Below are 23149 nucleotides of genomic sequence, written 5' to 3'. Positions count from 1 at the left end.
CCGTGGCCAAACCTCACCGAAGCGCCGACGATGAGGACCATGAACGACACGTTCGACCGCGCGACCCTGGGTGCGTTCCTGCGCACCCGGCGCGCGGCGCTGCAGCCGGAGGACGTCGGGCTGCGCCGCGGGGTGCGGCGGCGCGCTCCGGGGCTGCGTCGTGAGGAGGTGGCGGAACTGTGCACGATGTCCGCCGACTACTTCGCCCGGCTGGAACGTGGCCACGGGCCGCAGCCGTCGGAGCAGATGATCGCGGCCATCGCCCGGGGCCTGCGGCTGACGCCGGACGAGCGCGACCACCTGTTCCTGCTCTCCGGCCACCCCACCACCCGGCGCGACCTGCGGTCGCGGCACGTGAGCCCCGGGCTGATGCGGGTGATGGACGGCCTGGCCGGTACGACCGCGCAGGTCATGGGGCCGCTGGGCGAGACGTTGCTGCAGACGCCGTCCGCGGTGGCGCTGCTCGGCGACGAGACCGGGTACACCGGCCACGCCCGCAGCGCGACGTTCCGCTGGTTCACCGATCCCGCGGCCCGCGAGCGGTACGCCGCCGACGAGCACGACGAGAACAGCCGGACCAACGTCGCGCTGCTGCGCGGGGCCGTCACCCGCGGCGGTCCCGGCTCACCCGCAGCGGAGCTGGCCGCCGTCCTGCGGCAGGCCAGCGACGAGTTCGCGCGCCTCTGGGAGCGGCACGAGGTGGGCCTGCGGTGGAGCGGGACCAAGCGGTTCGCGCACCCCCAGGTCGGCCGCCTGGACCTCTACTGCCAGCTGCTGCTCGAGCCGGACCAGGGCCAGTCGCTGCTCGTCTTCACCGCGACCCCGGGCACGGAAAGCCACGAGAAGCTCGCCCTGCTCACCGTGCTGGGCACGGACAGGTTCGCCGGACCGGAGTGACGGCGGGCGCTCGGTTCCGCGGTGGTGTCGAATGACGCCGGGCTCGTTCGTAGCCAAGGTGAGAGCCCTGATCCGCGGAAGGAGTTCGCCGTGAAGCAGTACCTGCTCGCCGTCCAGTACGACGAAACCCAGCCGGAGACCGACGAGGAAGTCCGGGCGCAGATGGCCCGGACCGGCCAGGTCACCGACGAGATGAAGGCCGCCGGCTCGTGGGTGTTCGTCGGCGGCCTGCTGCCCTCGCACGCCTCGACGGTCGTGCGCCCCGGCAGCGGCACCACCACGATGACCGACGGCCCGTTCGCCGAGACGAAGGAACAGCTCGGCGGGTTCTGGGTGGTCCGGTGCGACGACCTCGACCAGGCGCTCGCGTGGGCCGAAAAGTGTGCCCTGGCCTGCGGGCAGCCGATAGAGGTGCGGCCGTTCCACGACATCCCGGAAGCCTGAGCGCGGATGGATCTCGACGCCGTCTACCGGGCGGAGTACGGCCGGTGCGTGGCCACGCTGACGCGCCTGCTCGGGGACATCGGGCTCGCCGAGGAGGCCGTCCAGGACGCCTTCGCGGTCGCCGTCCAGAAGTGGGACGACGACGCGCCGCCGCCCAACCCCGGCGCGTGGATCGTGACCACCGCCCGCCACCGGGCGATCGACCGCCTGCGCCGGGAGTCCACCCGGGAGGCCCGCCACGCGCAGGCGTTGCTGCTGCGGCAACCCGACGAGCCGGAGGAAGGGGGACCGGTGCGCGACGACCAGCTCCGGCTGATCTTCACCTGCTGCCACCCGGCGTTGTCGCCGCTCGCGCAGGCCGCGCTCACGCTGCGCCTGCTCGGCGGGCTGGAGGTGGCGGAGATCGCGCGGGCCTACCTGGTGCCGGAGGCGACGATCGCCCAGCGGATCGTCCGCGCGAAGAAGAAGATCCGCGACGCCGGCATCCCGTACCGGGTGCCGGACGCCGCGGAGCTCCCGGATCGGCTGGCGCCGGTGCTCACCGTGCTCTACCTGGTCTTCAACGAGGGGTACGCGTCGACGTCGGGGGAGCTGCTGCGGACGGACCTGTCCGCCGACGCCGTCCGCCTCGCCCGGGCACTCGCCGAGCTGATGCCCGACGAGCCGGAGGTGCTCGGGCTGCTGGCGCTGCTGCTGCTCACCGAGGCCCGGCGCCCGGCGCGGGTCGGGCCGTCGGGGGAGCTGGTGGTGCTCGCGGAGCAGGACCGGTCCTTGTGGGACCGGGACCTGATCGCCGAGGGCCACGAGCTGGTGCGGCGGTGCCTGCGCCGCGCCCGGCCCGGGCCCTACCAGCTGCAGGCCGCGATCAACGCCGTGCACACCGACGGCCCGGCGACCGACTGGACCCAGGTTCTGGCGCTCTACGACCAGCTGCTGCGGCACACGCCGACCCCGATTGTGGCGCTCAACCGCGCGGTCGCCGTCGCGGAGGTCCACGGCCCGGCGGTGGCGCTGGCCGCGATCGAGGACCTGCACCTGCCGGGTTACCACCTGCTGCCGGCCGCCCGCGCGGACTTCCTCGGCCGGCTGGGCCGGATCCCGGAGGCCGTGGCCGCCTACGACGAGGCGATCGCCTGGGCGGCCAACGACACGGAACGCGCTTTTCTGCGGACGCGGCGGGCGCGCCTGGCCCCGGGAGCCTGACCGGGTGACTTCACACCAGGTCGACGAGCTGGACCAGCGCCCCGGCGTCCGAAGTGCTGTGCTGAGCCAGTTCGGTGAAGAACCGCGCCACGTGGTCGGTCGCCAGGTGGGCGCGGAAGGCGTCCGTGTCGGCGTAGACCTCGTACAGGTGGAAGACCCCGGGGTCCGCGGCGTCGCGGAACGGCCGGAACTCCCGGCAGCCCGGCTCGCGCCGCACCGCGGCGGACAGCGTCGTGATGGCCGCGGCCAGCTGGCTCTCGTGGCCGGGGACCGCCCGGACGACGGCCACCATCGGCCGCTCGCCGGGCGGGAGGCCGCCCGGCACCTCGGGCATGAACTCCCGGTCGCTCACGGGACCGTCACCACGGTTCCCGGCAGCACCAGGCGGACGTCGATCTCCGGGGCGAGCCGCGCGACCGCGTCGGCGTAGTGCCGCGGGTCCTGGTCGCCCTTGGTGATCATCCGGTCGCCCAGCCGTCCACTGTGGAACGCGTAGTGGTGCGGCACGGCCAGGGTCGGCTTGAGCGCGGCCGTCAGCCCCGCCGCCTCCTCGGCGTCCATGACCACCTGCCGCAGGTCCATCGGCCGGATGCACAGCCCGTTCGTCGGCAGGATGGCCAGGTCGACGTGGCCGAAGCGCTCCGGAATGGTGTCCAGCTCCGGGACGCGCAGCGAGTCGCCGCCGAAGAAGACGGTCCGCCCGCCGGCCTGGATGACGAAGGTGACTTCGTGGACGCCGTGCTCGCCCGGCGTCGCGGTCACCGTGAGGTCGCCGACCGTGGCGGACTCCCACGCCTCGACGACGCGGACGTCGCGGAACCCCTTGTCCCGCGCGATGGCCGCGACGGTGCCCGGCCCGATCAGCGGGGTGTCCAGGTCGAAACCCCCGGCGACGAGCGCGTCGAGGTCGCAGTGGTCGTAGTGCTCGTGGGTGACCACGAGCGCGTCGACACGACCCAGGGATTCGACGGTCGCGGCGACCGGTTCGCCCTGGTAGTACGTCGGGGTCTGGGTGAACCACGGGTCGGTCAGGACGCGGATCCCGCCGATCTCGATCAGCTGGCAGGCGTGCCCGATCCGGGTCACGGTCAGGGGGGCGCTCACGCGACACCGCCCAGGTCCAGCAGGGCACCCAGCAGCTCTTCGGGCGTTTCGACCTGCGGCAGGTGGCCGCTGCGGGGGATGAGGGTGAACTTCGACAGCGGGATCGCGGCGGCGAAGGCCCGGCCGTAGTCCGGGGTGACGATGCCGTCGCTCTCGCCCCAGACGACGTGGACGGGCAGGTCGAGGCCGCCGAGGCGCTTGGCCAGCGTCGGGTCGGTCATGGCCGGGCCGGCGTAGCCGATCAGCGCCGCGATGTCGGGGCTCGGCGCGGTGCCCCCGGCCGGCGCCACGGGCGCCTTGCTCGGGTCGTGCCAGGAGTACGCCTGGATTTCGGCCAGGGAGAGCCCGCGCACGTCGGTCGGCGCGTGGCCCTCGACCTCGAGCCCGACGGCGTCGATGATCACCGCGCCGCTGACCCGCGGGCTCTCCAGCAGGGCGATCTCGGCGGCCAGCCAGCCGCCGAACGAGTTGCCGACCACGGTGACGTCCGTGAGGTCGAGCTCCTCCAGCAGGGCGACGTACAGGCGGGCGAGGTCGACGACGTTCGTCAGCTCGGCGGCCTTCGGCGTGCCGCCGAAGCCGGGGTGGGTGGGCAGCAGCACCCGGGAGTGGGTGCGTTCGGCGAGCAGGTCGGCGAAGCCGGCCATGGTCGCCACCCCGCCGCCGCCGTGCAGCAGCAGGAACGGCCGGGTGCGGTCGCGGTCCTGGACGGTGACCTCGACGGAGCCGAGGGTGCGGGTTTCGGTGCGGGCGGGCCGGAGGGTACCGGCGGTGGGGAGCTTCGTCATGGGTCCTTCTTCAGGGGTCGGCGGGGACTTACCTAAGGAACCTTATATCAGGTTCCTTAGGTAAGCAACCTGGTCTCGTTGGGTTAGGCTGACCCGTATGACTCGCCGCCCGCCCGAGGTCGCCCTGGCCGTCAAACGCCTGCAGTACCGCCACCACCGCGCGCTGAGCCGGGCACTGGCGCCGCTGGGGCTTTCGCTGGTGCAGTGGGACACCCTGCGCCACCTGCACCGGAAACCGGACGCCTCGCTGCACGACCTCGCCGTGCTGACGTTCCAGACCGACCAGTCCTTCGGCTCGCTGGCGGCGCGGATGGCCGACCGCGGGCTGATCGAGCGGGTCCCGGGGCCGGGCCGGGCCGTCCGGCACCAGCTCACCGAGGAGGGCGCGCGGCTGCGCGCCGCCGGCCAGGACCTTGTCGACGAGGTCGCCGAGGCCTCGTTCAGTGACCTGTCGGAGGCTCAGCTGGACCAGCTGGGCGAGCTGCTGGACGCCGCGCTCGGCCCGGACCCGACCGCCTAGACCGCGCGCGTCCGAGGCTCATTGCGACCGGGCCGGCACTGCGCCCAATGTGGCGTCGGGTGCGTCAGACGCACCGAATGCCACGTTGGGGCGTTGGATGCACCCAACGCCGTGGCCCTAGGAACAGAAGGCCGTGTCCACAGTGGACACGACGGCGGTGGCCGCCTTCTCGGCGTCGCCGAAGGTGCCCGGCAGCGCGGTCACCGCGAGGCCGACGGAACGGCCGTCCTCCGTGGCGCCGCCGCGGGTCTCGTAGCCCTCGATGTCGCCGCCGTGGCCCCAGTACACGCCGCCGCAGCTGAGCGGGATGCTCATCAGCCCGAGGCCGTAGCGCCAGCCGGGGAACAGCGTCGACTCGACCGTCTTGCGCATCTCGGCCAGCTGCGCGGGCGCCAGCAGCTTGCCGTCGAGCAGTGCGCGGTCGACCTGGGCGAGATCACTCGGCGTCGAGATCAGCTGACCGGCCGCGCCGCCCCAGGACGGGTCCAGCTCGGTCGCGTCGACGATCGCCGGGTCGGTGAAGGTCTTGGTGGCGTACCCCTGCGGGTGCGGGCCCTGGATGGTCTGGTCGCCGGGCTGCGGCCAGTACGTGTGGCGCAGGCCCGCCTTCCGGATCACGCGCTCGGTGATCTGTTCCTGCACCGGGCGTTCGGTCACGCGCTCGATGAGCATCCCGGCCAGCAGGTAGTTCGTGTTGCTGTACTCCCACTTGGTGCCCGGGGCGAAGTCGGCGGGCTGGGCCAGCGCCGCGGCGAGCAGGTCGTGCGGCTGGAAGAACTTGTGCCGGATCTTCCCGAAGTCCTCCAGCCCGATGTTCGCGGTGTAGTTCGGGAGGCCGCTGGTGTGCTGCAGCAGCTGCCGGACGGTGATCTTGCCGCCGTCGATGCCCTGGCCGCGCACCACGCCGGGCAGGTACTTCTCGATGGGCGCGTCCAGCTCGACCTTGCCCTCGCCCACGAGCTGCAGCACGACGACCGCGGTGAACGTCTTCGTGTTGCTGCCCGCGCGGACGCTGCCGTCGCGCGGCACCGGGACCTGGGCGCCGAGCCGGGACGACCCGGCGACCAGGTCCGTCGTGCGGCCGTTCTTGGTCACCGAAGCGAGGGCGGCCGGGAACTTCTCCTGCCGCACCAGCGCGTCCAGGCTCCGCTGGGTGGCGGACGCCGGGGGCGGGCCCGCGGCCGCCGCGGTGGTCAGGGCGGCGCCCAGCAGTCCCGCCGCGGTCAGGACCACGGCGCCCGTGCGCACTTTGCTCTGCATCGGATTTCTCCTTCTTCGACCGGATTCGACCCCTTGAATGCTGGTCGAACCGGGCGCGAAGATCAGTAGCGCTGACCGCCGGAACGCGGGTAGTGCTGGCGCTACCGTCCTGGGTTATTCGCGGATTCGCATGGGTCCGGATGAATGGGTGGCGAATTCCGCGGGGACGAATAGTGCACGCGGGCGCGAAACAATACCTTCCGCCGCGGATTGGTCCGAATTCTGTGCGTTATGTCACCGTGGGTGAGTTGCCAACATCGTTCCCTCCGTGAAACATGGATGCCATACCAACGGGTGAATGGACTGCACCGTATGTCGCAGTTCGTCGCCGATGACCGTCGCCGTTCGGGTGATGGCGGGCTTGGTGTCTTGGGGAGGGTGTTCGGTGGTGTTCACGGGCTTGACGTCCGATCCGGCGATCGCGACCCGGTCCTCCGCGCGGGTGAGCGAACCGATCCGGCGGATGCACCACGTTTTCGAACACACCGCCGATCGTGTTCCGGACGCCATCGCCGTCGAAGTCGGCGACGATGAGCTGAGTTACGCGGAATTGGATCGCCGGGCCAATCGGCTCGCCCACCACCTGCGCGCTTCCGGCGTCCGGCGTGGGGCCCGCGTCGCGATCCTCGTCGAGCGCAGTGCGCACACCTACGTCTGCCTGCTGGGTATCGGCAAGGCCGGCGGGGTCTTCGTGCCGATCGACCCGGCTTCGCCCGCGGACCGGATCGCCTACATCACCGAGGACTCGCGGGCCGACCTGCTCCTGACGACGGCCTCGCTCGCCGGGCGCACCGGGGACGCCGCCTGCCCGGTGCTCGACCTCGCCGACGTGCCCGGCGGCGGCCGCGACGACCGCCCGGACCTGCGCGAGGACGACCTGCTCGACCCGGACCCGAGCGCGTACATCATCTACACCTCCGGCTCGAGCGGCCGGCCGAAGGGCGTCGAGGTCGCGCAGCGCAGCATCCGCAACTTCCTCGACGTCGTGCCGGAGCTCTACGACGTGCGCCCGGACGACCGCGTCTACCAGGGCATGACGATCTCGTTCGACTTCTCGATCGAGGAGATCTGGCCGACCTGGGCGGTCGGGGCGACGCTGGTGGCCGGCCCGGAGGACTCCCGGCGCCTCGGCGCCGAGCTGGCCGAGTTCCTCACCGAGCGCCGGATCACCGTGCTGTACTGCGTGCCGACGCTGCTGGCGACCATCCCGCACGAGCTGCCGGTGCTGCGCAACCTGCTCGTGGGCGGGGAGGCCTGCCCGCGCCAGCTGGTCGACCGCTGGGCGAGACCGGGCCGCCGCATCCTCAACACCTACGGCCCCACCGAAGCCACCGTCACCGCCACCTGGTGCGAGCTGCTCCCGGGCCGGCCGGTCACCATCGGCGTGCCCGTGCCGACCTACACCGTCGTCCTGCTCGACGACGACCGCCGCCCGGTGCCGGACGGTGAAGTCGGCGAGATCTGCATCGGCGGCCCCGGCGTCGCGAAGGGGTACGTCGGCCGCCCGGAGCTGACGGCGGACAAGTTCTTCGACTACCGCAGCGAGCGCGTCTACCGCACCGGCGACCTCGGAAAGCGCTGGGACAACGGGGAAATCGAGTACCTGGGCCGCGCCGACGCCGAGGTCAAGATCCGCGGCCACCGCGTCGACCTCGGCGAGATCGAGAGCGTCATGCTGGCCGACGCGCGCGTGTCCGCGGCCGCCGCGGCGATGGTCGAGGTGACGCCCGGCGCGCCCGAGCTCGTCGGCTACGTGGTGTCCACTTCGGACGAAGACGAGAGGGAGCTGTTCCGGCGGCTGCGGGAAACCCTGCGCGAGCAGGTGCCCGCCTACATGGTGCCGGGCTTCTTCGTGACGCTCCCGGTGCTGCCGATGATGCCGAGCGGCAAGGTCGACCGCCGCGAGCTGCCGGTGCCCGAAGGGCGGAAGCGGACGCTGGACGGCCCGGTCGTCGCGCCGGAGGGTGACACCGAGGAGCTGCTCGCCCGGGTGTGGGCGGAAGCGTTCGCCATGGCGCCGGAAGACCTTTCGGTCACCGCGGACTTCTTCACCGACCTGGGCGGCCACTCGCTGCTCGCCGCGACCGTCGTCTCGCGGCTGCGCGAGCACGACGCCGGCGCCGGGATCGCCGTGCGCGACCTGTACGCCCACCCTCGGGTCCGGGATCTCGCCGCGCACCTGGGAAAACCCGCGGCGGCGCCGGTCGGGGAACCGCGCTACGAACCGTTGCGGCACCGCACGCGCCGGATCGCGGCCGCCGGTTCCGTGCAGACCGCGGTGATCTACCTCCTGCTGCTGGTGATCACGCTGCCGGTCGCCTACGTCTACACCTGGAACAACGGTGACGTCTCGGTCCCGGTCCTCGCCCAGCTGCTGGTCGCGATCCTGGTCAGCTACCTCGGCGTCCGCTGGCTGGTGCCGCTGGTGCTCGTCCGGCCGCTCTCGGCCGGCATCCGGCCCGGCCGCTACCGCCTGTGGGGCCCGACGTACCTGCGGCTGTGGACGCTGGACCTGCTGCTGAGCGTCGGGCCGCTGCCGGTGGTGAGCGGATCCGGGCTGATGCCGCTGTACCTGCGGCTGCTCGGCGCCCGCGTCGGCAAGCGCGCGGTGATCGCCAGCAGCTCGGTGTCGCTGCCGTCCCTGGTGCGCATCGGGGACGACGCCGCGATCGGCTACGGCGCGGTGCTGCGGCCGTGGCGGGTCGAAGACGGCTGGGTCACCGTCGGCGAGATCACGGTCGGCGACCGCGCGTTCGTCGGGGCGAACGCCGTGCTGGAGCCGGGTTCTTCGGTCGGGGCGGACGCCGCGCTGGCCGAGCAGTCGATGCTCGGCCGCGGTGAGACCGTTCCCGAGGGCCAGCGGTGGTCGGGTTCGCCGCCGGAGCGCGTCGACGCGCTTTCGCCCGCGGTCGAGAACATGCTGGGCGAAACGCCGGTGGCGCGCGGCTGGCGGTTCCACCAGATCCTGCTGACGCTGCTGGGACTCGGCGCGCTCGAGGTCGGCGCGATCTGCCTGATCCTGCCGAGCGTGGCGCTGGTGTGGTGGGCGCTGCTCGGCTGGGGCGTGCTCGCCGGGGTGGTGGCGACGCTGCTGGCCGGGCCGGTCTTCGTGGTGACGGTCTGCGCGGTCGTCGCGGCCGGACGGCGTCTCGTGCTGCCGTCGACGCCGGTCGGGGTCCACCCCGTCCGGTCCGGGCTCGGGGTGCGCAAGTGGGTCGCGGACAAGCTCCTCGAGTTCAGCCTGACCTTCACGAACTCGCTGTACGCCACGCTCTACACCGTCCCGTGGCTGCGGCTGCTCGGCGCGCGGGTCGGCCGCGGTGCCGAGGTGTCCACGGCCGGGCACCTGGACCCGGACCTGCTCACACTGGGCAGCGAAAGCTTCGTCGCCGACATGGCCACCGTCGGCGCGGCGACGTTCGCCCGCGGCCGGGTCGCCTTCCTCACCACCGACGTCGGCCGGCGCGCGTTCGTCGGCAACGCCTCGGTCGTGCCGGCCGGCACGGAGCTGGGGGAGGGGTCGCTGGTCGGCGTCGGCACGGTGCCGCCGGGACAGCACGTGCCGGGGGATTCGTCGTGGCTCGGCTCGCCCGCGATGCACCTGCCGCGACGGCAGGACAGCGGCGACTTCCCGGAGGAGCAGACGTTCCGGCCGCCGCGCCGCGTGGTCCGGCGGCGGCTGGCCATCGAGTTCGCGCGCGCCACGCTGCCCGCGTCCCTGCTCGCCCTGAGCTTCTACCTGTTCCTGCTGACCCTGTCCGGGCTCGCGTTCGGCCGCGACCTGCCGGTGCCCGCCCTGGTCTCCCCGCTGGTCGCGATGGCGTCCGGGCTCGGCGTGATCGGGTTCTGCGCGGCGACGAAACGCAACGTAATCGGGGAGTACACCCCGCGGGTCGAACCGCTGTGGAGCCCGTTCGTGCGGCGTAGCGAATTCGTCACCGGGCTCTACGAGTCGGCCGCCGTCCCGGCCGGGCTCGGGATGCTCGTCGGCACGCCGATGCTGCCGCCGCTGCTGCGCTGGTTCGGTGCCCGGATCGGGCGGCGGACGTGGCTCGGCACCACCTACCTGACCGAGTTCGACCTGGTGCGCGTCGGCGACGACGCCACGATCGGGACCGAGGTCTCGCTGCAGACGCACCTGTTCGAGGACCGGGTGATGAAGATGTCGGTCGTCACGGTCGGCGACGGCGCGACCGTCGGCACCCGCGCGATCGTCCTCTACGACGCGGTCGTCGGCGACGGCGTGTCTCTGGGGTCGCTGTCACTGCTCATGAAAGGCGAGCACCTCGGCTCGCGCACCTCCTGGCGCGGCATCCCCGCCCAACTCTTGACGGCGAAAGGACTCCCGGCGTGAACACCACGCTCCTGATGTCGGACGCCCGGCACTTCCGCGTCGACTACGAGATCAACCCGTACATGGACACGGCCGTCCAGCCCGACCCCGCGGCCGCCGTCGTCGAGCACGACGCGCTCGTGGCGGCGCACCTGGCCGCCGGGCGCAAGGTCGAGTTCCTCGACGCCGCGCCGGAGTGCCCGGACATGGTCTACACGGCCAACGCCGCCGTCGTCCGCGGCCGCCGCGCCGTGCTGGCGAACCTGCCGCCGGAGCGGCGCGCCGAGACGCCGTACCACCGGGAATGGTTCCGCACCAACGGTTTCGACGTCGTGGAAAGCCCGTACGCGTTCAGCGGCCAGGGTGACGCGCTGGCGTACGGCGACCTCTTGCTGGCCGGGTACGGGCAGCGCACCGACCCCCGCGCGCACGACGTCGTCGCGGATGCCCTCGGTTACGAGATCGTGCCACTGCGCACGACCGGGCCGCGCTGGTACGACCTGGATCTCGCGGTCGCCGTCGTCGCGCCGGACGTGCTCGCGTACTGCCCGGCCGCGCTCGACGAGCCGAGCCAGGCCCGGTTGCGGGAGCTGGGCGGGACGTTGATCGAGGTCAGCGAGGCCGAGGCGGAAGCCTTCGCACTGAACCTCGTGAGCGACGGCGCCACGGTCACCATGACCAGCGGCGTCCCGGAACTGGCCGGTGCCCTGCGGGAGCGCGGGCTGACCGTCGTCGAACTGGCGACGGCCCAGCTGCGCAAGGGCGGGGGCGGCGTGCGCTGCACGGCCCTGACGCTGGGCAACCCGTGAGGCCGCTCGCCCTGGTCTACCGCGGGCCCGCGACCCTGCCCGGCTGCCCCGAGGCCGTCGCCGACCTGCTTCGCGCCAGCAAGCACGGTTTCGACGTCCGGTTCGCCGGCCCGGACGAGAAGTTCAAGGTCGGCGCGGCCGCCCTGGCCGGGGCCGCGCTGTACGCCCAGCCGGGCGGCGGCACGCTCGGGAGCGCGTACCGGAAGCTGCGCCGCCACCGCGACGACATCCGCGCCTTCGTCGAGGGCGGCGGGCGGTACCTCGGGTTCTGCCTGGGCGGGTACCTCGCCGGCGCGACGCCGGGGTTCGGCCTGCTGCCCGGCGACACCGACCGCTACATCGACACCGAGGGCGCGACCGTCGACCACGACGACGACACCGTCGTGAAGGTCCGCTGGCGGGGCCGCGGCCGGCGGCTCTACTTCCAGGACGGCCCGGTGTTCCTGCTCGAACGGCCGGACGCCGCCGACGTACTGGCCACCTATTCGAACGGCACGGTCGCCGCGCTGGTCGCGCCGTTCGGGGCCGGGCGGGTCGGCGTCGTCGGGCCGCACCCGGAGGCGACCCGGGACTGGTACGCCGACGGCGGTCTCCGGCCGCCGTTGCTGCGGTACGGCCATGATCTCGGGCTCGACCTGGTGGACTCGGTGATGGCCCGATGACGGCGGCGAAGGTCCGCTTGACGGCTGTTGACGCGACCCGGGGGATCCGACGGCGGTCTCCGGTCGCCGCTCCTGCGCTACGGCCGCGACCTGGTGGATTCGGTGATGGCGCGATGACCGCGGCCGAGGTCCGCCTGACGGCCGTCGATGCGACCGGCGGGATCGCGCTGCTCGGCGTCGGGCCGCACCCGGAAGCCGCCCGCGATTGGCATGCCGACGGCAATCTCCGGTCACCACTTCTGCGCTACGGCCGCGGCCTGGTGGATTCGGTGGTGGCCCGATGACCGCGGCCAAGGTCCGCCTGACCGCCGTCGACGCGACGCGCGGGATCGCGCTGCTCGGCATCGTCGGGCCGCACGCGGGAGCCGCCCGGGGCTGGTACCTCGGCGGTGGTCTTCGGCCGCGTTCGCTGCGCTACGGCCGCGACCTCGTGGGTTCGGTGGTGGCTCGATGACCGCGGCCAAGGTCCGCCTGACCGCCGTCGACGCGACGCGCGGGATCGCGCTGCTCGGCATGATGGCCGTGCACTCCCTGATCGAGGAAAGCTCGCCGGGGCACCCGTCCACGGCGTTCGCGATCTTCGGCGGCCGCGCGGCCGCGACGTTCGCCGTGCTGGCCGGGCTCGGGATCGCGTTCATGACCGGACGCCGCCGGGTGGCGCGGGTGGATTTCGGGCCCACCGCGGCGATGCTGGCCGTGCGCGGCCTGGCGATCGGCGTGATCGGCCTCGCGCTCGGGTACACCGACGCCGAGCTCGCCGTCGTCATCCTGCCGTACTACGCGGTGCTGTTCCTGCTCGCGATCCCGCTGGTGCTCCTGCCGAGCTGGGCCGTCGCCGCGGTCGGCGTGGCGGTGGTGGCCGGGGTCCCGCCGCTGACCCACCTGCTGCAGCCGCACCTGCCCGAGCCGACCCTGCTGAACAACGGTTTCGCTTACGCCGCAGAGCATCCCGTGCGGCTGCTGACCGAGCTGTCGCTGACGGGGGAGTACCCGGCGCTCGCGTGGACGGCCTACCTGTGCGCGGGGATCGTGATCGGGCGGCTGACGCTCAGCCGCGTCAAGGTGGCGGTCACGCTGCTGGTCACCGGGGTCACGATGGCCGTCGGCGCCGCGGCGGTGTCGTGGGTGCTGCTGAACCGCTTCGGCGGCCTGGCCGCGATCTGGGCCGCGCAGCCCGGCAGCGTCCTGACCGCGCCGGAGACCACCGAGCTGCTCAACCTGGGCGGCGACGGCACGACCCCGACGTCGACCGCCTGGTGGCTCGCGGTCGACGGCCCGCACACCGGCACCGCACCCGACCTGGTCGGCACCACCGGCGCGGCGATGGCCCTGCTCGGCCTGCTGCTCCTGCTCGGCCGCCTGCGGGTGGCGAAGGTCGTTTTCGCGCCGCTCGCGGCGGCCGGGAGCATGACGCTCACCTTCTACACCGCCCACATCATGTTCCTGAACTCCGACTACGACGTCTACACCTCCGGCGTCGGCTACGCGCTGCAGGTAGCCGGGGTCCTGGTGGTGGGCCTGGCCTGGCGCGCGACGGCCGGGAAGGGCCCGCTGGAAGCCCTGGTCACGGCGTTGGCCACGCGGGCGAAGCGGTGGGTGGCGCCCGAACCGCGGCTGCAGGTCGCGACGTGACGGTCTCGCGCCGGCTGGTCCTGACGGGCGCCGTGGCGGCCGGGTTGCTGGCCGCGTGCGGTGGCCCTGGCCCGGACACCCGGCCGCTGGCGCTGGTCTACCGCGGGAAGGCGTCGACCGGCGCCTGCTCGGACGCCGTCGCGGACCTGCTGCGCAGCCGCATGCGCGTCGAGTTCTGCGGCCCGGACGAAAACATCCAGCTGACCACGCAGTCCCTGGCGACGGCGGCGGTGTACGCCCAGCCGGGCGGCGGCAGCCTCGACGACGGCTGGCGCGTGATGCGCCACTACGCCGACGTGATCACGGGTTACGTCCGCGGCGGCGGGCGTTACCTCGGGTTCTGCCTGGGCGGTTACCTGGCGGGCGCGACCCCGGGGTTCAGCCTGCTGCCGGGCGACACCGAGCAGTACATCGCCACGTCGGGCGCGGAGGTGCGCTCGACCCGGGACACGGTGATCCCGGTCGACTGGCAGGGGCAACGCCGTCGGATGTACTTCCAGGACGGCCCGGACTTCGTCCTGCGTTCCGGGTCACCAGCGACCGTGCTGGCGCGCTACACGAACGACAAGATCGCCGCTTTGGTCACGCCGTACGGAAAAGGCCGGGTCGGCGTGGTCGGCCCGCACCCGGAGGCGCCGGAGTCGTGGTACCGCGACCTGCGCGTGGCGAATCCGGACGGCGTGACGCCGGACCTCGGGCTCCAGCTGGTGGACCGGACGCTCAGCCCCTAGGCGCCCAGAGCTGATCCGCGTCCCCGGCTTCGAGGCGGCCCCGGTAGACGTCGATCTTGTGGTCGATCAGCTGCAGGTTCTCCTGCAACTCGGCCAGCTTGGCCAGCACCTCGGCGCGGTGGGCCTCCATCAGCTCCAGCCGGTCCTTCTCGTTGCCGCGCCCGGCCGCCACCAGCTCCGCGTACTCACGGATCGTCCTGATCGGCATGCCCGTCGCGCGCAGGCGGGTGCAGACCGTGATCCAGTCCAGGTCCAGCTTCCGGTAGCGGCGGCGGCCACCGGACGTGCGGTCGACGCGGGTCACCACCAGGCCGGCTCGTTCGTAGTAGCGCAGCGTGTGCGCGCTGACGCCGGTGCGGCGGGCCGCGTCGGCGTTCGTCAGTCCGGCCGCCGGGATGGGCGCAGCGTTGACTTCGAGCACGCTCTAAATCCTACCGTCGGAAACCATGAACACTCCGACCGCCAACCGGGGGCTGGTGCTGGCGATCTGCTGCGTCAGCATCGTCCTCGTGGTGATGGACATCTCCATCGTCAACGTCGCCCTCCCGTCGATCCGCCGTGACCTGCACGCCTCCCTGGCCGGGCAGCAGTGGACCGTCGACGCCTACACGCTGGTGCTGGCCGGGTTCCTCGTGCTCGCCGGGTCGACGGCCGACCGCTTCGGCCGCAAGCGGGTCTTCACCCTCGGGCTCGCCGTCTTCGGTGCCGGGTCGCTGCTGTGCGGCCTGGCGCCGGGCATCGGGTGGCTGATCGCGGCGCGGGCCCTGCAGGCCGTCGGCGGCACGATGCTCAACCCGGTCGCGATGGCCATCGTCGCCACCACCTACCCCGCGCCGGCCGAGCGGGCCCGCGCCATCGGCGTGTTCGGCGCGATGTCCGGGCTCGCCCTGGTGCTCGGGCCGATCCTCGGCGGGGTGCTCGTCGACGGGTTCGGCTGGCGCGCGGTCTTCTGGGTCAACGTCCCGATCGCCGTTGCCGCGATCGTGGCCACCACGCTGGCCGTGCCCGAGTCCCGCGCGCCGCGCGCCCGCCGGTTCGATCCCGTCGGCCAGGTTCTCGTGGTGGTCGTGCTCGGCTGCGTCGTCTCCGCGATCATCGCGTCGCGGGACCTCGGCTGGTCGTCGCCGGTGGTCCTCGGCCTGCTCGCCGCGGCCGCGCTCGGCGTCGCCGGGATCCTCGTCCACGAGCCGCGACGCGCCGACCCGCTGCTGGAGCTGCGGCTGTTCCGCAGTGTGCCGTTCAGCGCGGCGATCGTGATGGCGGTCTTCGCCCTCTGCGGCTTCGGCGCGTTCCTGTTCGTGACGACGCAGTACCTCCAGGACGTCCGCGGCCTGTCGGCGCTGGACGCCGGGTTGTGCCTGCTCCCGGTCGGGGCGCTGGTCCTGGTGCTGTCTCCGGTCACCGGACGGCTGGTCGGCACGCGTGGGCCGCGGCTGCCGCTGGTCGTGGCCGGGATCGCGCTCGCGCTGGGCGGCGCCGCGTCGGCGTGGCTCGGGCCGGCCACCCCGCTGGCCGTGGTGCTCGCGGTCGCCCTGCTGTTCGGGCTGTTCCTCGGCACGGTCAACCCGCCGATCACGAACACCGCGATGGCCGGGATGCCGGCGTCGATGGCGGGCGTGGCGGCGTCGCTGGCCTCGACCGGGCGCCAGACCGGCACCACCCTGGGGGTCGCCATCGCCGGCGCGGTGCCCGGCGTGGGCTGGGTGGTGGCCGGGCTCGGCGCCGGTCTCGTCGTGCTGGCCCTGGTCAGCACCGGCACCGGCGCCGTGGCGCGCGCCGGGATAATCTCCGGGAAAAATCTCCCCGGAGAAATGTCGAACGCCGCGAGCGGCCGATCGACGCGGGGGTGAAGGCCGATCGTCGCGTCCGGGAACGAACCGGACCACGGCCGAGAACACCAGGGAGTCAGCCATGCGTTTCCTCATGATGCACCGCCTCGACGAGAGCGTCCCCGAGGCCTGGAACCCCAGCCCGGAGTTCATCGAGAAGATGGGCGCGTTCATCCAGGAGTCGGCGGAGAACGGCCGCCTGATCACGGCGGAGGGCGTCCACCCCTCGGAGAAGGGCGCGCTCGTGCGCAAGCCGCGCGGCGCGGCGATCCGCGTCACCGACGGCCCGTTCGCCGAGGCCAAGGAGGTCATCGGCGGGTTCGCGCTGATCAACGCCGAGGACCGGGCCGACGCCGTCGAGTTCGCGAAGTCCTACGTCGAGCTGTTCGACGCCGAGATCGAGGTCGAGGTGCGCCAGGTCGTCGAGTTCGACGAGATCCCGGGCTGACGCCGTGTCCGGCGGCGAGCGGTTCCGCCCGCCGCCGGACGGCAGTACTCTCCCCGGGACACCTGGGGAGGGCTCATGTTCTTGGTCACCGGCGCGACCGGAAACGTCGGCGCCGAACTGGTTTCCGCACTCGCGAGGGCGGGTGCACCGGTCCGCGCGCTGGTGCGGCGGCCGGAGACCCCGCTCCCCGACGGCGCCGAAGCCGCCGTCGGTGATCTCAACGAGCCGGGCAGCCTGGGTGACGCGCTGAAGGGCGTCGAAGGGATCTTCCTGCTTTCGGGTTACCCGGACGAGATCCTCGACCGGGCCCGCGACGCCGGCGTGCACCGGATCGTGCTGCTGTCCGGCGGCTCGGCCGAGCTGGAAGACCTCGGCAACGCCGTCTCCGCGTACATGACGCGGTCCGAACGCGCGGTGCGGGCTTCGGGCCTGGCCTGGACGTTCCTGCGGCCGCGCGCCTTCTCGTCCAACGCGTTGCGCTGGCTGCCGCAGCTGCGCGAGGGGGACACGATCCGCGCGCAGTTCCCGGACGTCCTGGTCGCGTGTGTGGACCCGTTCGACATCGCCGCGGTCGCCGTCAAAGCTCTGGCGGGCGGCCACGACGGCGAGATCCTCGACCTGACCGGCCCGGCGGCGCTGCGGCCCGCCGACCAGGTCGCGGTGCTGGCCGGGGTGCTCGGCCGGGACCTGCGCTGCGTGGGCCTGACGAACGACGAGACACGCGCCGAGCTCGAGGCGAGCATGCCGCGCGAGTACGTCGAGGCGTTCTGGAACTTCTACGTCGAGGGCGCGCTCGACGAAGCGACGGTCCACCCGGCGGTCCCCGAGGTGACGGGCCGCCCGGCGCGGACGTTCGCCGACTGGGCCGCGGCGCACGCCGACGCGTTCCGTTGAGCCCGGGCAAGCGGCCGGACCTCTCGGCGGTGCTGGGCATCGTGCTTTCCGTGCCCGTCGTCGCGAGCAGCCTGCTCGTGCTGGCCCTGATCGGGAAGCTCGCCTGGCCGCCGTACTTCTGGGTGCCGCCCGCCGGGTGGGTGGTGGCCGGGGCGATCACGTTCGTGCCCGCGTTCGAGCACTTCCTGCTGCCGCCGGTGTTCGGGATGCGCTCGCCGACCGCGCGCGAGCTGGCCCGGCTGACCCCCTGCTGGCAGGCGGTCTGCGCGGCCGCGGGCGTCGACGGCGGCCGGTACCGGTTGTGGGTCGAGCGGTCCCACGAGCTGAACGCCTTCGCCGCCGGCGGCCGGACCGTCGCGGTGACGCGGACCGCGCTCGACCTGCCGCCGCCGAGCCTGGAGGCGATCCTGGCGCACGAGCTCGGCCACCACCTCGCCGGGCACACGCGGATCTCGCTGTTGATCTGGTGGCTGGAGCTCCCGGCCCGGATCCTGACCCGGCTCGTCCGGCTGCTCGCCCTGGTCGTGCCGTACGTCGGGCGCGCGTTCGCGGCCTTCGGGCGGGCGGTGGCCGTGCTCGTCACCGTGCTGCTGAGCCTGGGAATCCTCACCGCGCTCGCGTTCCTCGACCCGTGGCTGCTGCTGGCGCCGCTGCTCGGCCCGGTGCTCGCCTGGTCGAAACGGCTCGGCGAGTACCGGGCCGACCTGATGGCGGCGCGGCTGGGCTACGGCCCGGAGCTGATCGCGTTGCTGAAGGAGTGGATCACGCTGCACCGCGGTGACGAGCGGCGGCCGTGGACCCGGCTGCTGGCCGGGCACCCGGCCCACATCGACCGGATCAAGCGGCTGAAGGAGCACGGCGTCAGACCGTGAGCACGACCTTGCCCGCCGCGTGCCCCGCGCGGACGTGGCCGAGGGCGGCGACGGCGTCGGCGAGCGGGTAGGTCCGGTCGAGCACCGGCGTCAGACGGCCGGCTTCGATCGTCTCCCGGAGTACTTCGAGATCCGCGCCGCGGACCGCGGAGATGAGACCCTTCAACTGGTGCCGCACGAACGGGTTCAGCAGCGCGGCCCGGAACACGCGCTGGATGCCGCCGAGCCAGCGGCCGCCCTCGCCGCCGACGATCACGAGCGTGCCGCGCGGGGTCAGCGCCCGGCGCAGGTGCTTCAGGGAACGCAGCCCGGCGGTGTCGAGGATCAGGTCGTACTGCCGGGTCGTGAAATCTTCGCGGGTGTAGTCGACGACGTGGTCCGCGCCGAGCGTGCGGACCAGGTCCGTCTTCGCCGTGCTGCAGACGGCCGTCACTTCCGCGCCGAAGTGCTTGGCCAGCTGCACCGCGAACGAGCCGACACCACCGGCCGCGCCGATCACGAGGACGCGCTGCTCCGGCCGGACGTCGTGCAGGGCCTGGAGCGCGGTGCAGCCCGAGACCGCGACGCCCGCCGCCTGCTCGAACGACAACCGGGCGGGTTTCGCCGCGACGAGGTTCTCCCGCGCGACGGCGTACTCGGCGAAGGCGCCGTCACACGTGCCGAACACCTCGTCACCCGGACGGCATCGCGTGACGCCGTCACCGATTTCCTCGACCGTGCCCGCGAAGTCGAGGCCGCGCACCGGGAGCTTCGGCGCGCGCAGCCCGAAACCCAGCAGGCGCAACAGATACGGCTGTCCGGTGGTCAGGTGCCAGACGCCCGGGTCGACGCCGGCCGCGTGCACCCGCACGAGGACGTCGCCGGCGCCGGGCGCCGGTCTCGCGACGTCGCGGAACTCGAGGACGTCAGGGCTGCCGTAGCGGTCTTGGACGATGGCCTTCACGGGGACTCCTCCGGGTACTGGAACACTTCTTCGAGCGGGACGCCGAACACGTGCGCGATCTGGAACGCCACCTCGAGCGAAGGCGAATAGCGGCCCTGCTCGATCGCGATGACGGTCTGGCGGGTGACGCCGAGCCGGGCGGCGAGGTCGGCCTGGGTCATCTGGCCGTTCGCGAAGCGGAGGGCGCGGAGCGAATTCGTGACGCGGGTCGGTTTCACCACGGCTGGAAACCCCGGCGGTACGCGACGATCCGGGCGACCGACCCGAGGATCGCCGAGAGCGTGAAGCACAGGTAGACGGCGTTGGCGATCCAGAAGTGCGGCGCTTCGGCCATCGCCAGCAGCAGCGCCGCGACGGCGCCGATGACGACGAACGAGTGGCCGACGTACTCGCCGAACCGGCCGATCTCGCGGTCGCGCTGGTCCTTCCCGCTGTCCTTCGAGAGCATCGCGGCGAGGATGCTCGCCACGATCGAGACCACGATCGACGCGCCGACCGCCCACAGCAGCACGGCGACGTAGGGGACTTCGGCCAGCGGGCGTCCGCCGGCCCGGCCGAGGATCACCGCGAGGTAGACCGCGTAGCTCGCGATCGCGGCGATCCCCAGGATCCAAGCTCGCTTCTCTTCGTGCGTCACCTCCTCAAAGTAAAACAAACCGAACATCAAGTCAAAGATTCTTGACATGCGAAAATCTCCGGCGAGAGTGTCCAAGGCGCCGCGGGCCGTTCGTAGTGGTGGCGTACGGCAACCGAGCACGACCCGACGGAGGAACACCATGAAGTACCTGATGCTGATCAATGCCTCGCTCGACGCCGACGGCGCGCCCACCGGCTGCAGCACGCCCGAGGACTGGATGCTGTTCGACAAGACCATGAAGGACGCCGGGGTCCACGTCCACGGGAACTCGCTCGCCGACTTCACCACCGCCGCCGCGGTCCGCGTCGACGAGCGCGGCGAGCGGATCGTCACCGACGGGCCGTTCGCCGAGTCGCGGGAGGTGCTCGGCGGCTACTTCGTCGTCGACGTGCCGGACTTCGACGTCGCGCTCGAATGGGCGGCGCGCTGCCCGGGCGCCCGCGACGGCGGCTCGATCGTCGTCCGGCCGCTCGCGTCCTACGGGGACTGACGGTGCCGGGGCCGGCGGACGCGTCGTCTGAGGCTTTCGGGGGCTCCGGGTGGCGGAGCCCCCGGCCCGGGGCGGAGCCCCGGCTGACAATCGAGGCGGTGTTCCGGGAGGAGCGTGGCCTGCTGCTGGCCGCGCTCGTCCGCCGGTTCGGCGACCTCGACCTGGCCGAAGAGGTGACGTCGGAGGCGATCGAGGCGGCGCTGACGCACTGGCCCGTCGACGGCGTGCCGCCGAAGCCGGGCGCCTGGCTGATGACGACGGCGCGGCGCAAGGCCGTCGACCGGCTGCGTCGCGACCAGGCCTACGCGGCCCGGCTCGCGGTGCTGCAGGTCGAGGCCGACCGCGCGGCGCCCGCCCCGTCGCCGGACGGCGAGCTGCCGGACGAGCGGCTCCAGCTGTTCTTCACCTGCGCCCACCCGGCGCTGCCCGCGGAGGACCGCACGGCGCTGACCCTGCGCTGCCTCGCCGGGCTGACCACCCCGGAGGTGGCGCGCGCGTTCCTGGTGCCCAGCGCGACGATGGGCAAGCGGATCGTGCGGGCGAAGAACCGGATCCGCACGGCCCGGATCCCGTTCCGGGTCCCGGACGCCGGTGAGCTGCCCGGCCGGTTGCCGGGGGTGCTGCAGGTCGTCTACTCGATCTTCACCGAGGGGTACGCGGCCAGTTCGGGTCCGGACCTGCAGCGCCTGGACCTGGCCGAGGAGGCGATCCGGCTGGCCCGGATCCTGCGCCGGCTGCTGCCCGCGGAGCGCGAGGTCGCGGGCCTGCTGGCACTGATGCTGCTGGTCCACGCCCGCCGCGACGCCCGAACCGGCCGCGACGGCACCTTGGTGCTGCTCGACGACCAGAACCGCGCCCGCTGGGACCGCGCGATGATCGAGGAGGGAGCCGCACTGGTTCTCGTCGCCCTCTCCGGCGGCGCACCGGGGCTGTACGGCGTCCAGGCGGCGATCGCGGCGCTGCACGACGAGGCACCGGACGTGGCGGGCACGGACTGGCCGCAGATCGTCGGGCTGTACGACGTCCTGCTCGGCCTGGCCCCGTCCCCGGTGATCGAGCTGAACCGCGCGGTGGCGGTGGCCATGCGCGACGGCCCGGCCGCGGGCCTGGCCCTCCTCGACACCCTGGCCGGCGAACCCCGCCTGCAGTCCTACGCCCCGTTCCCGGCGGCACGAGGCGAGCTGCTCAGCCGCCTGGGCCGCCTACCGGAAGCGGCGGCGGCCTACCGGGACGCCCTGGCCCTGGCAGGCACGGAACCGGAGCGCGCCCACCTACGCCGCCGCCTCACCGAATGCTCAAGGCCGTGAATGTCGCATTAAGGGACTCTAAGTCCCTCAATGCGACATTCACGGCCTTCAAGCCGGGACGAGCCCACCGGACTGTCGGTGGCCGCCGGTAAGCTGGATACCGGGGGCCGGAGGGCTAAGCCGGGGTGCGCAGGGCTGTCACGGCCGGGGCGAACATCGTCGCCTTGATCGCGCCCAGGGTGCCCGGGTCCTTGCCCGCCAAGGCGGCGACGCGGTCCGAAGCCACCTTCACCACGTCGCCTTCCGAAGCGATCTCGTCCACCAAGCCCAAAGCGAGCGCGTCCGCGCCTCCGAAGCGGCGTCCGGTGGTCATGGAAGCGATCGCCGCCGACGGCGTCAGCTTGCCCTGGATCAGCGCCGCCATCCCCGGCGTGAACGGGATGTTGATGTCGGCCTCCGGGAAGCAGAAGTAGCCCCGGTCGGCGCGCATCACGCGGAAGTCGTGCGCCATGGCGAGCATCGCGCCCGCGCCGAACGCGTGGCCGTTGACCGCGGCGACCGTCGGCACCGGCAGCGTCAGGATCCGGGCGAACAGCTCCTGCACCTCGGCGACGTACTTGCCCGCCTGGTCGCCGTTCGCCAGCAGCCAGTCGAGGTCGAGGCCGTTCGAATAGAACTTGCCGCCGCCGGTGGTCACCAGCACGTCACCCACTTCGTCCAAAGTGGAATGGACGCGCTGCAGCCAGTCCGGCGAGAAGCGGTTTTCGTCGTCACCCAGGTGCAGAACGGTCACGGTCGGTCCTTCTGTCGAGGGGGCACGGTCAGCACGGCCCGCACCGCGGCGGCGAGCCTCTCCCGTACCAGGGGATCGGTGATGTCCCGCCGGAAGAACGCGGTGGGCAGGTCGACGACGCAGGTGGTGATCACCTCGACGGCCAGGCCGTCGCCGCGGTCCCACACCAGGCGCGCGAGCCGCACGAGCAGCGCGATCAGCCGTTTGTCCAGCGCGTGCAGGGCGTCCGCCAGCTCGTCGGGCAGGTCGGGCCCGAACAACCGGTCCGCCTTGACCCGCAGCAGCATCCGGGCCCCGTCCGGGCGCACCGAAACGAACACCGCGGGCGTGTCGGCCGCCGCGACGACCGCTTCCACCGGCGAGGAAGCCTGGTCCACGTGCGCGGTCTGGAGGTCGAGGAACGCCGTCGCGGCGCGCAGCCAGACCCGGGCCAGCAACGCGCTGAGCGAGCCGAACGCGTGGTAGATCGTCCCGTTCGGCACGCCGGCGGCCGCGGCCAGACCGCGCACCGTCACGTTCTCGTATCCCGACGAAGCGACGAGCCGCTCGGCGACGTCGAGCAGCTCGTCGAGGTCGTGGACGCGGGGGCGGGGCATGTCACGACGGTAACAGA

At 72.8% G+C, this 23149-nt stretch carries 27 protein-coding genes; 17 read left to right on the top strand and 10 right to left on the bottom strand.

Going from position 1 to position 23149, the window contains the following annotated elements; translation table 11 throughout:
* The first annotated feature begins 39 nt into the window (after positions 1-39).
* The 3 genes from ACGFMK_RS37185 to ACGFMK_RS37175 all read left to right on the top strand — a co-directional run bounded on the left by ACGFMK_RS37185 (position 40) and on the right by ACGFMK_RS37175 (position 2544).
* Entirely contained in the window at positions 40-897 is an 858-nt protein-coding gene (locus ACGFMK_RS37185; protein ID WP_392773608.1) for a helix-turn-helix transcriptional regulator, read from the top strand.
* Between the two features lie 90 nt (positions 898-987).
* On the top strand, positions 988-1341 hold the full coding sequence (locus ACGFMK_RS37180; RefSeq protein WP_392773607.1) for a YciI family protein: 354 nt from the start codon (positions 988-990) through the stop codon (positions 1339-1341).
* Between the two features lie 6 nt (positions 1342-1347).
* Positions 1348-2544, top strand: a complete 1197-nt coding sequence (locus ACGFMK_RS37175) for an RNA polymerase sigma factor (RefSeq protein ID WP_392773605.1) — start codon at positions 1348-1350, stop codon at positions 2542-2544.
* Between the two features lie 10 nt (positions 2545-2554).
* Here ACGFMK_RS37175 and ACGFMK_RS37170 read toward each other — a convergent pair whose 3' ends face one another.
* Genes ACGFMK_RS37170 through ACGFMK_RS37160 form a run of 3 tightly spaced genes read right to left on the bottom strand, consistent with a single transcriptional unit; the run spans position 2555 to position 4436 of the window.
* Complete coding sequence (locus tag ACGFMK_RS37170; protein ID WP_392773603.1) at positions 2555-2896, bottom strand: putative quinol monooxygenase; 342 nt, start codon at positions 2894-2896, stop codon at positions 2555-2557.
* Positions 2893-3648 carry an MBL fold metallo-hydrolase gene (locus tag ACGFMK_RS37165; protein WP_392773601.1) on the bottom strand — a complete coding sequence of 252 codons (756 nt, stop codon included), beginning with the start codon at positions 3646-3648 and terminating at the stop codon, positions 2893-2895. Before ACGFMK_RS37165 ends, ACGFMK_RS37170 begins: the two co-directional genes overlap by 4 nt.
* Positions 3645-4436 (bottom strand): alpha/beta fold hydrolase, encoded by a 792-nt coding sequence (locus tag ACGFMK_RS37160; RefSeq protein ID WP_392773599.1) that lies wholly within the window; start codon positions 4434-4436, stop codon positions 3645-3647. Before ACGFMK_RS37160 ends, ACGFMK_RS37165 begins: the two co-directional genes overlap by 4 nt.
* A 97-nt stretch (positions 4437-4533) precedes the next feature.
* Here ACGFMK_RS37160 and ACGFMK_RS37155 point away from each other — a divergent pair, with 97 nt between their 5' ends.
* Positions 4534-4956: a MarR family winged helix-turn-helix transcriptional regulator gene (locus ACGFMK_RS37155; protein ID WP_392773597.1), complete on the top strand. Its 423-nt coding sequence runs from the start codon at positions 4534-4536 to the stop codon at positions 4954-4956.
* A 117-nt stretch (positions 4957-5073) separates the two neighbouring features.
* On the opposite strand, the gene ACGFMK_RS37150 is transcribed toward ACGFMK_RS37155, so the two are convergent.
* On the bottom strand, positions 5074-6216 hold the full coding sequence (locus ACGFMK_RS37150; protein ID WP_392773596.1) for a serine hydrolase domain-containing protein: 1143 nt from the start codon (positions 6214-6216) through the stop codon (positions 5074-5076).
* Positions 6217-6604: 388 nt separating this feature from the next.
* Between ACGFMK_RS37150 and ACGFMK_RS37145 the strand changes: the two genes are divergently transcribed.
* The 7 genes from ACGFMK_RS37145 to ACGFMK_RS37115 all read left to right on the top strand — a co-directional run bounded on the left by ACGFMK_RS37145 (position 6605) and on the right by ACGFMK_RS37115 (position 14383).
* A complete protein-coding gene (locus ACGFMK_RS37145; RefSeq protein WP_392773594.1) occupies positions 6605-10570 on the top strand; it encodes a Pls/PosA family non-ribosomal peptide synthetase in 3966 nt (1321 codons plus the stop codon).
* On the top strand, positions 10567-11358 hold the full coding sequence (locus ACGFMK_RS37140) for a dimethylarginine dimethylaminohydrolase family protein (protein ID WP_392773593.1): 792 nt from the start codon (positions 10567-10569) through the stop codon (positions 11356-11358). Before ACGFMK_RS37145 ends, ACGFMK_RS37140 begins: the two co-directional genes overlap by 4 nt.
* Complete coding sequence (locus ACGFMK_RS37135; protein ID WP_392773591.1) at positions 11355-12020, top strand: BPL-N domain-containing protein; 666 nt, start codon at positions 11355-11357, stop codon at positions 12018-12020. Before ACGFMK_RS37140 ends, ACGFMK_RS37135 begins: the two co-directional genes overlap by 4 nt.
* 113 nt (positions 12021-12133) lie before the next feature.
* Complete coding sequence (locus tag ACGFMK_RS37130) at positions 12134-12304, top strand: hypothetical protein (RefSeq protein WP_392773589.1); 171 nt, start codon at positions 12134-12136, stop codon at positions 12302-12304.
* Positions 12301-12474: a hypothetical protein gene (locus ACGFMK_RS37125; RefSeq protein WP_392773587.1), complete on the top strand. Its 174-nt coding sequence runs from the start codon at positions 12301-12303 to the stop codon at positions 12472-12474. Before ACGFMK_RS37130 ends, ACGFMK_RS37125 begins: the two co-directional genes overlap by 4 nt.
* On the top strand, positions 12471-13652 hold the full coding sequence (locus ACGFMK_RS37120; protein WP_392773585.1) for a heparan-alpha-glucosaminide N-acetyltransferase domain-containing protein: 1182 nt from the start codon (positions 12471-12473) through the stop codon (positions 13650-13652). The genes ACGFMK_RS37125 and ACGFMK_RS37120 overlap by 4 nt, the downstream gene beginning before the upstream one ends.
* On the top strand, positions 13649-14383 hold the full coding sequence (locus tag ACGFMK_RS37115; protein WP_392773583.1) for a BPL-N domain-containing protein: 735 nt from the start codon (positions 13649-13651) through the stop codon (positions 14381-14383). Before ACGFMK_RS37120 ends, ACGFMK_RS37115 begins: the two co-directional genes overlap by 4 nt.
* On the opposite strand, the gene ACGFMK_RS37110 is transcribed toward ACGFMK_RS37115, so the two are convergent.
* Positions 14373-14804, bottom strand: a complete 432-nt coding sequence (locus ACGFMK_RS37110; protein ID WP_392773581.1) for a MerR family transcriptional regulator — start codon at positions 14802-14804, stop codon at positions 14373-14375. The genes ACGFMK_RS37115 and ACGFMK_RS37110 overlap by 11 nt on opposite strands.
* A gap of 25 nt (positions 14805-14829) precedes the next feature.
* Between ACGFMK_RS37110 and ACGFMK_RS37105 the strand changes: the two genes are divergently transcribed.
* From ACGFMK_RS37105 to ACGFMK_RS37090, 4 genes are all read left to right on the top strand, one after another.
* Positions 14830-16233, top strand: coding sequence for an MFS transporter (locus ACGFMK_RS37105; RefSeq protein ID WP_392773580.1), 1404 nt, complete (start codon positions 14830-14832; stop codon positions 16231-16233).
* Positions 16234-16294: 61 nt separating this feature from the next.
* The gene (locus ACGFMK_RS37100; protein WP_392773578.1) at positions 16295-16660 is read left to right on the top strand and encodes a YciI family protein; all 366 of its coding nucleotides are present in this window, start codon (positions 16295-16297) and stop codon (positions 16658-16660) included.
* A gap of 75 nt (positions 16661-16735) precedes the next feature.
* Positions 16736-17554 carry an NAD(P)H-binding protein gene (locus ACGFMK_RS37095; RefSeq protein ID WP_392773576.1) on the top strand — a complete coding sequence of 273 codons (819 nt, stop codon included), beginning with the start codon at positions 16736-16738 and terminating at the stop codon, positions 17552-17554.
* Positions 17551-18426, top strand: coding sequence for a M48 family metalloprotease (locus ACGFMK_RS37090; RefSeq protein WP_392773574.1), 876 nt, complete (start codon positions 17551-17553; stop codon positions 18424-18426). The genes ACGFMK_RS37095 and ACGFMK_RS37090 overlap by 4 nt, the downstream gene beginning before the upstream one ends.
* Here ACGFMK_RS37090 and ACGFMK_RS37085 read toward each other — a convergent pair.
* Genes ACGFMK_RS37085 through ACGFMK_RS37075 form a run of 3 tightly spaced genes read right to left on the bottom strand, consistent with a single transcriptional unit; the run spans position 18416 to position 20054 of the window.
* Positions 18416-19369: an NAD(P)-dependent alcohol dehydrogenase gene (locus ACGFMK_RS37085; protein WP_392773573.1), complete on the bottom strand. Its 954-nt coding sequence runs from the start codon at positions 19367-19369 to the stop codon at positions 18416-18418. The two genes, ACGFMK_RS37090 and ACGFMK_RS37085, sit on opposite strands and share 11 nt — an antisense overlap.
* Entirely contained in the window at positions 19366-19590 is a 225-nt protein-coding gene (locus tag ACGFMK_RS37080; protein WP_392773572.1) for a helix-turn-helix transcriptional regulator, read from the bottom strand. The genes ACGFMK_RS37085 and ACGFMK_RS37080 overlap by 4 nt, the downstream gene beginning before the upstream one ends.
* A complete protein-coding gene (locus ACGFMK_RS37075; protein WP_392773570.1) occupies positions 19584-20054 on the bottom strand; it encodes a hypothetical protein in 471 nt (156 codons plus the stop codon). The genes ACGFMK_RS37080 and ACGFMK_RS37075 overlap by 7 nt, the downstream gene beginning before the upstream one ends.
* A gap of 91 nt (positions 20055-20145) precedes the next feature.
* Between ACGFMK_RS37075 and ACGFMK_RS37070 the strand changes: the two genes are divergently transcribed.
* Together ACGFMK_RS37070 and ACGFMK_RS37065 are read left to right on the top strand one after the other, a co-directional pair.
* Entirely contained in the window at positions 20146-20496 is a 351-nt protein-coding gene (locus ACGFMK_RS37070) for a YciI family protein (protein ID WP_392773568.1), read from the top strand.
* Positions 20497-20594: 98 nt separating this feature from the next.
* On the top strand, positions 20595-21803 hold the full coding sequence (locus ACGFMK_RS37065) for an RNA polymerase sigma factor (RefSeq protein ID WP_392773567.1): 1209 nt from the start codon (positions 20595-20597) through the stop codon (positions 21801-21803).
* Positions 21804-21918: 115 nt separating this feature from the next.
* On the opposite strand, the gene ACGFMK_RS37060 is transcribed toward ACGFMK_RS37065, so the two are convergent.
* Together ACGFMK_RS37060 and ACGFMK_RS37055 are read right to left on the bottom strand one after the other, a co-directional pair.
* Positions 21919-22536 carry an enoyl-CoA hydratase/isomerase family protein gene (locus tag ACGFMK_RS37060; protein WP_392773565.1) on the bottom strand — a complete coding sequence of 206 codons (618 nt, stop codon included), beginning with the start codon at positions 22534-22536 and terminating at the stop codon, positions 21919-21921.
* Positions 22533-23132 carry a TetR/AcrR family transcriptional regulator gene (locus ACGFMK_RS37055; protein WP_392773563.1) on the bottom strand — a complete coding sequence of 200 codons (600 nt, stop codon included), beginning with the start codon at positions 23130-23132 and terminating at the stop codon, positions 22533-22535. The genes ACGFMK_RS37060 and ACGFMK_RS37055 overlap by 4 nt, the downstream gene beginning before the upstream one ends.
* Positions 23133-23149 lie beyond the last annotated feature (17 nt).

It is taken from the genome of Amycolatopsis sp. NPDC049252, from assembly GCF_043197175.1.
In the GTDB taxonomy this organism is placed as follows: domain Bacteria; phylum Actinomycetota; class Actinomycetes; order Mycobacteriales; family Pseudonocardiaceae; genus Amycolatopsis.
This window is presented reverse-complemented; position numbering and strand designations above follow the sequence as displayed.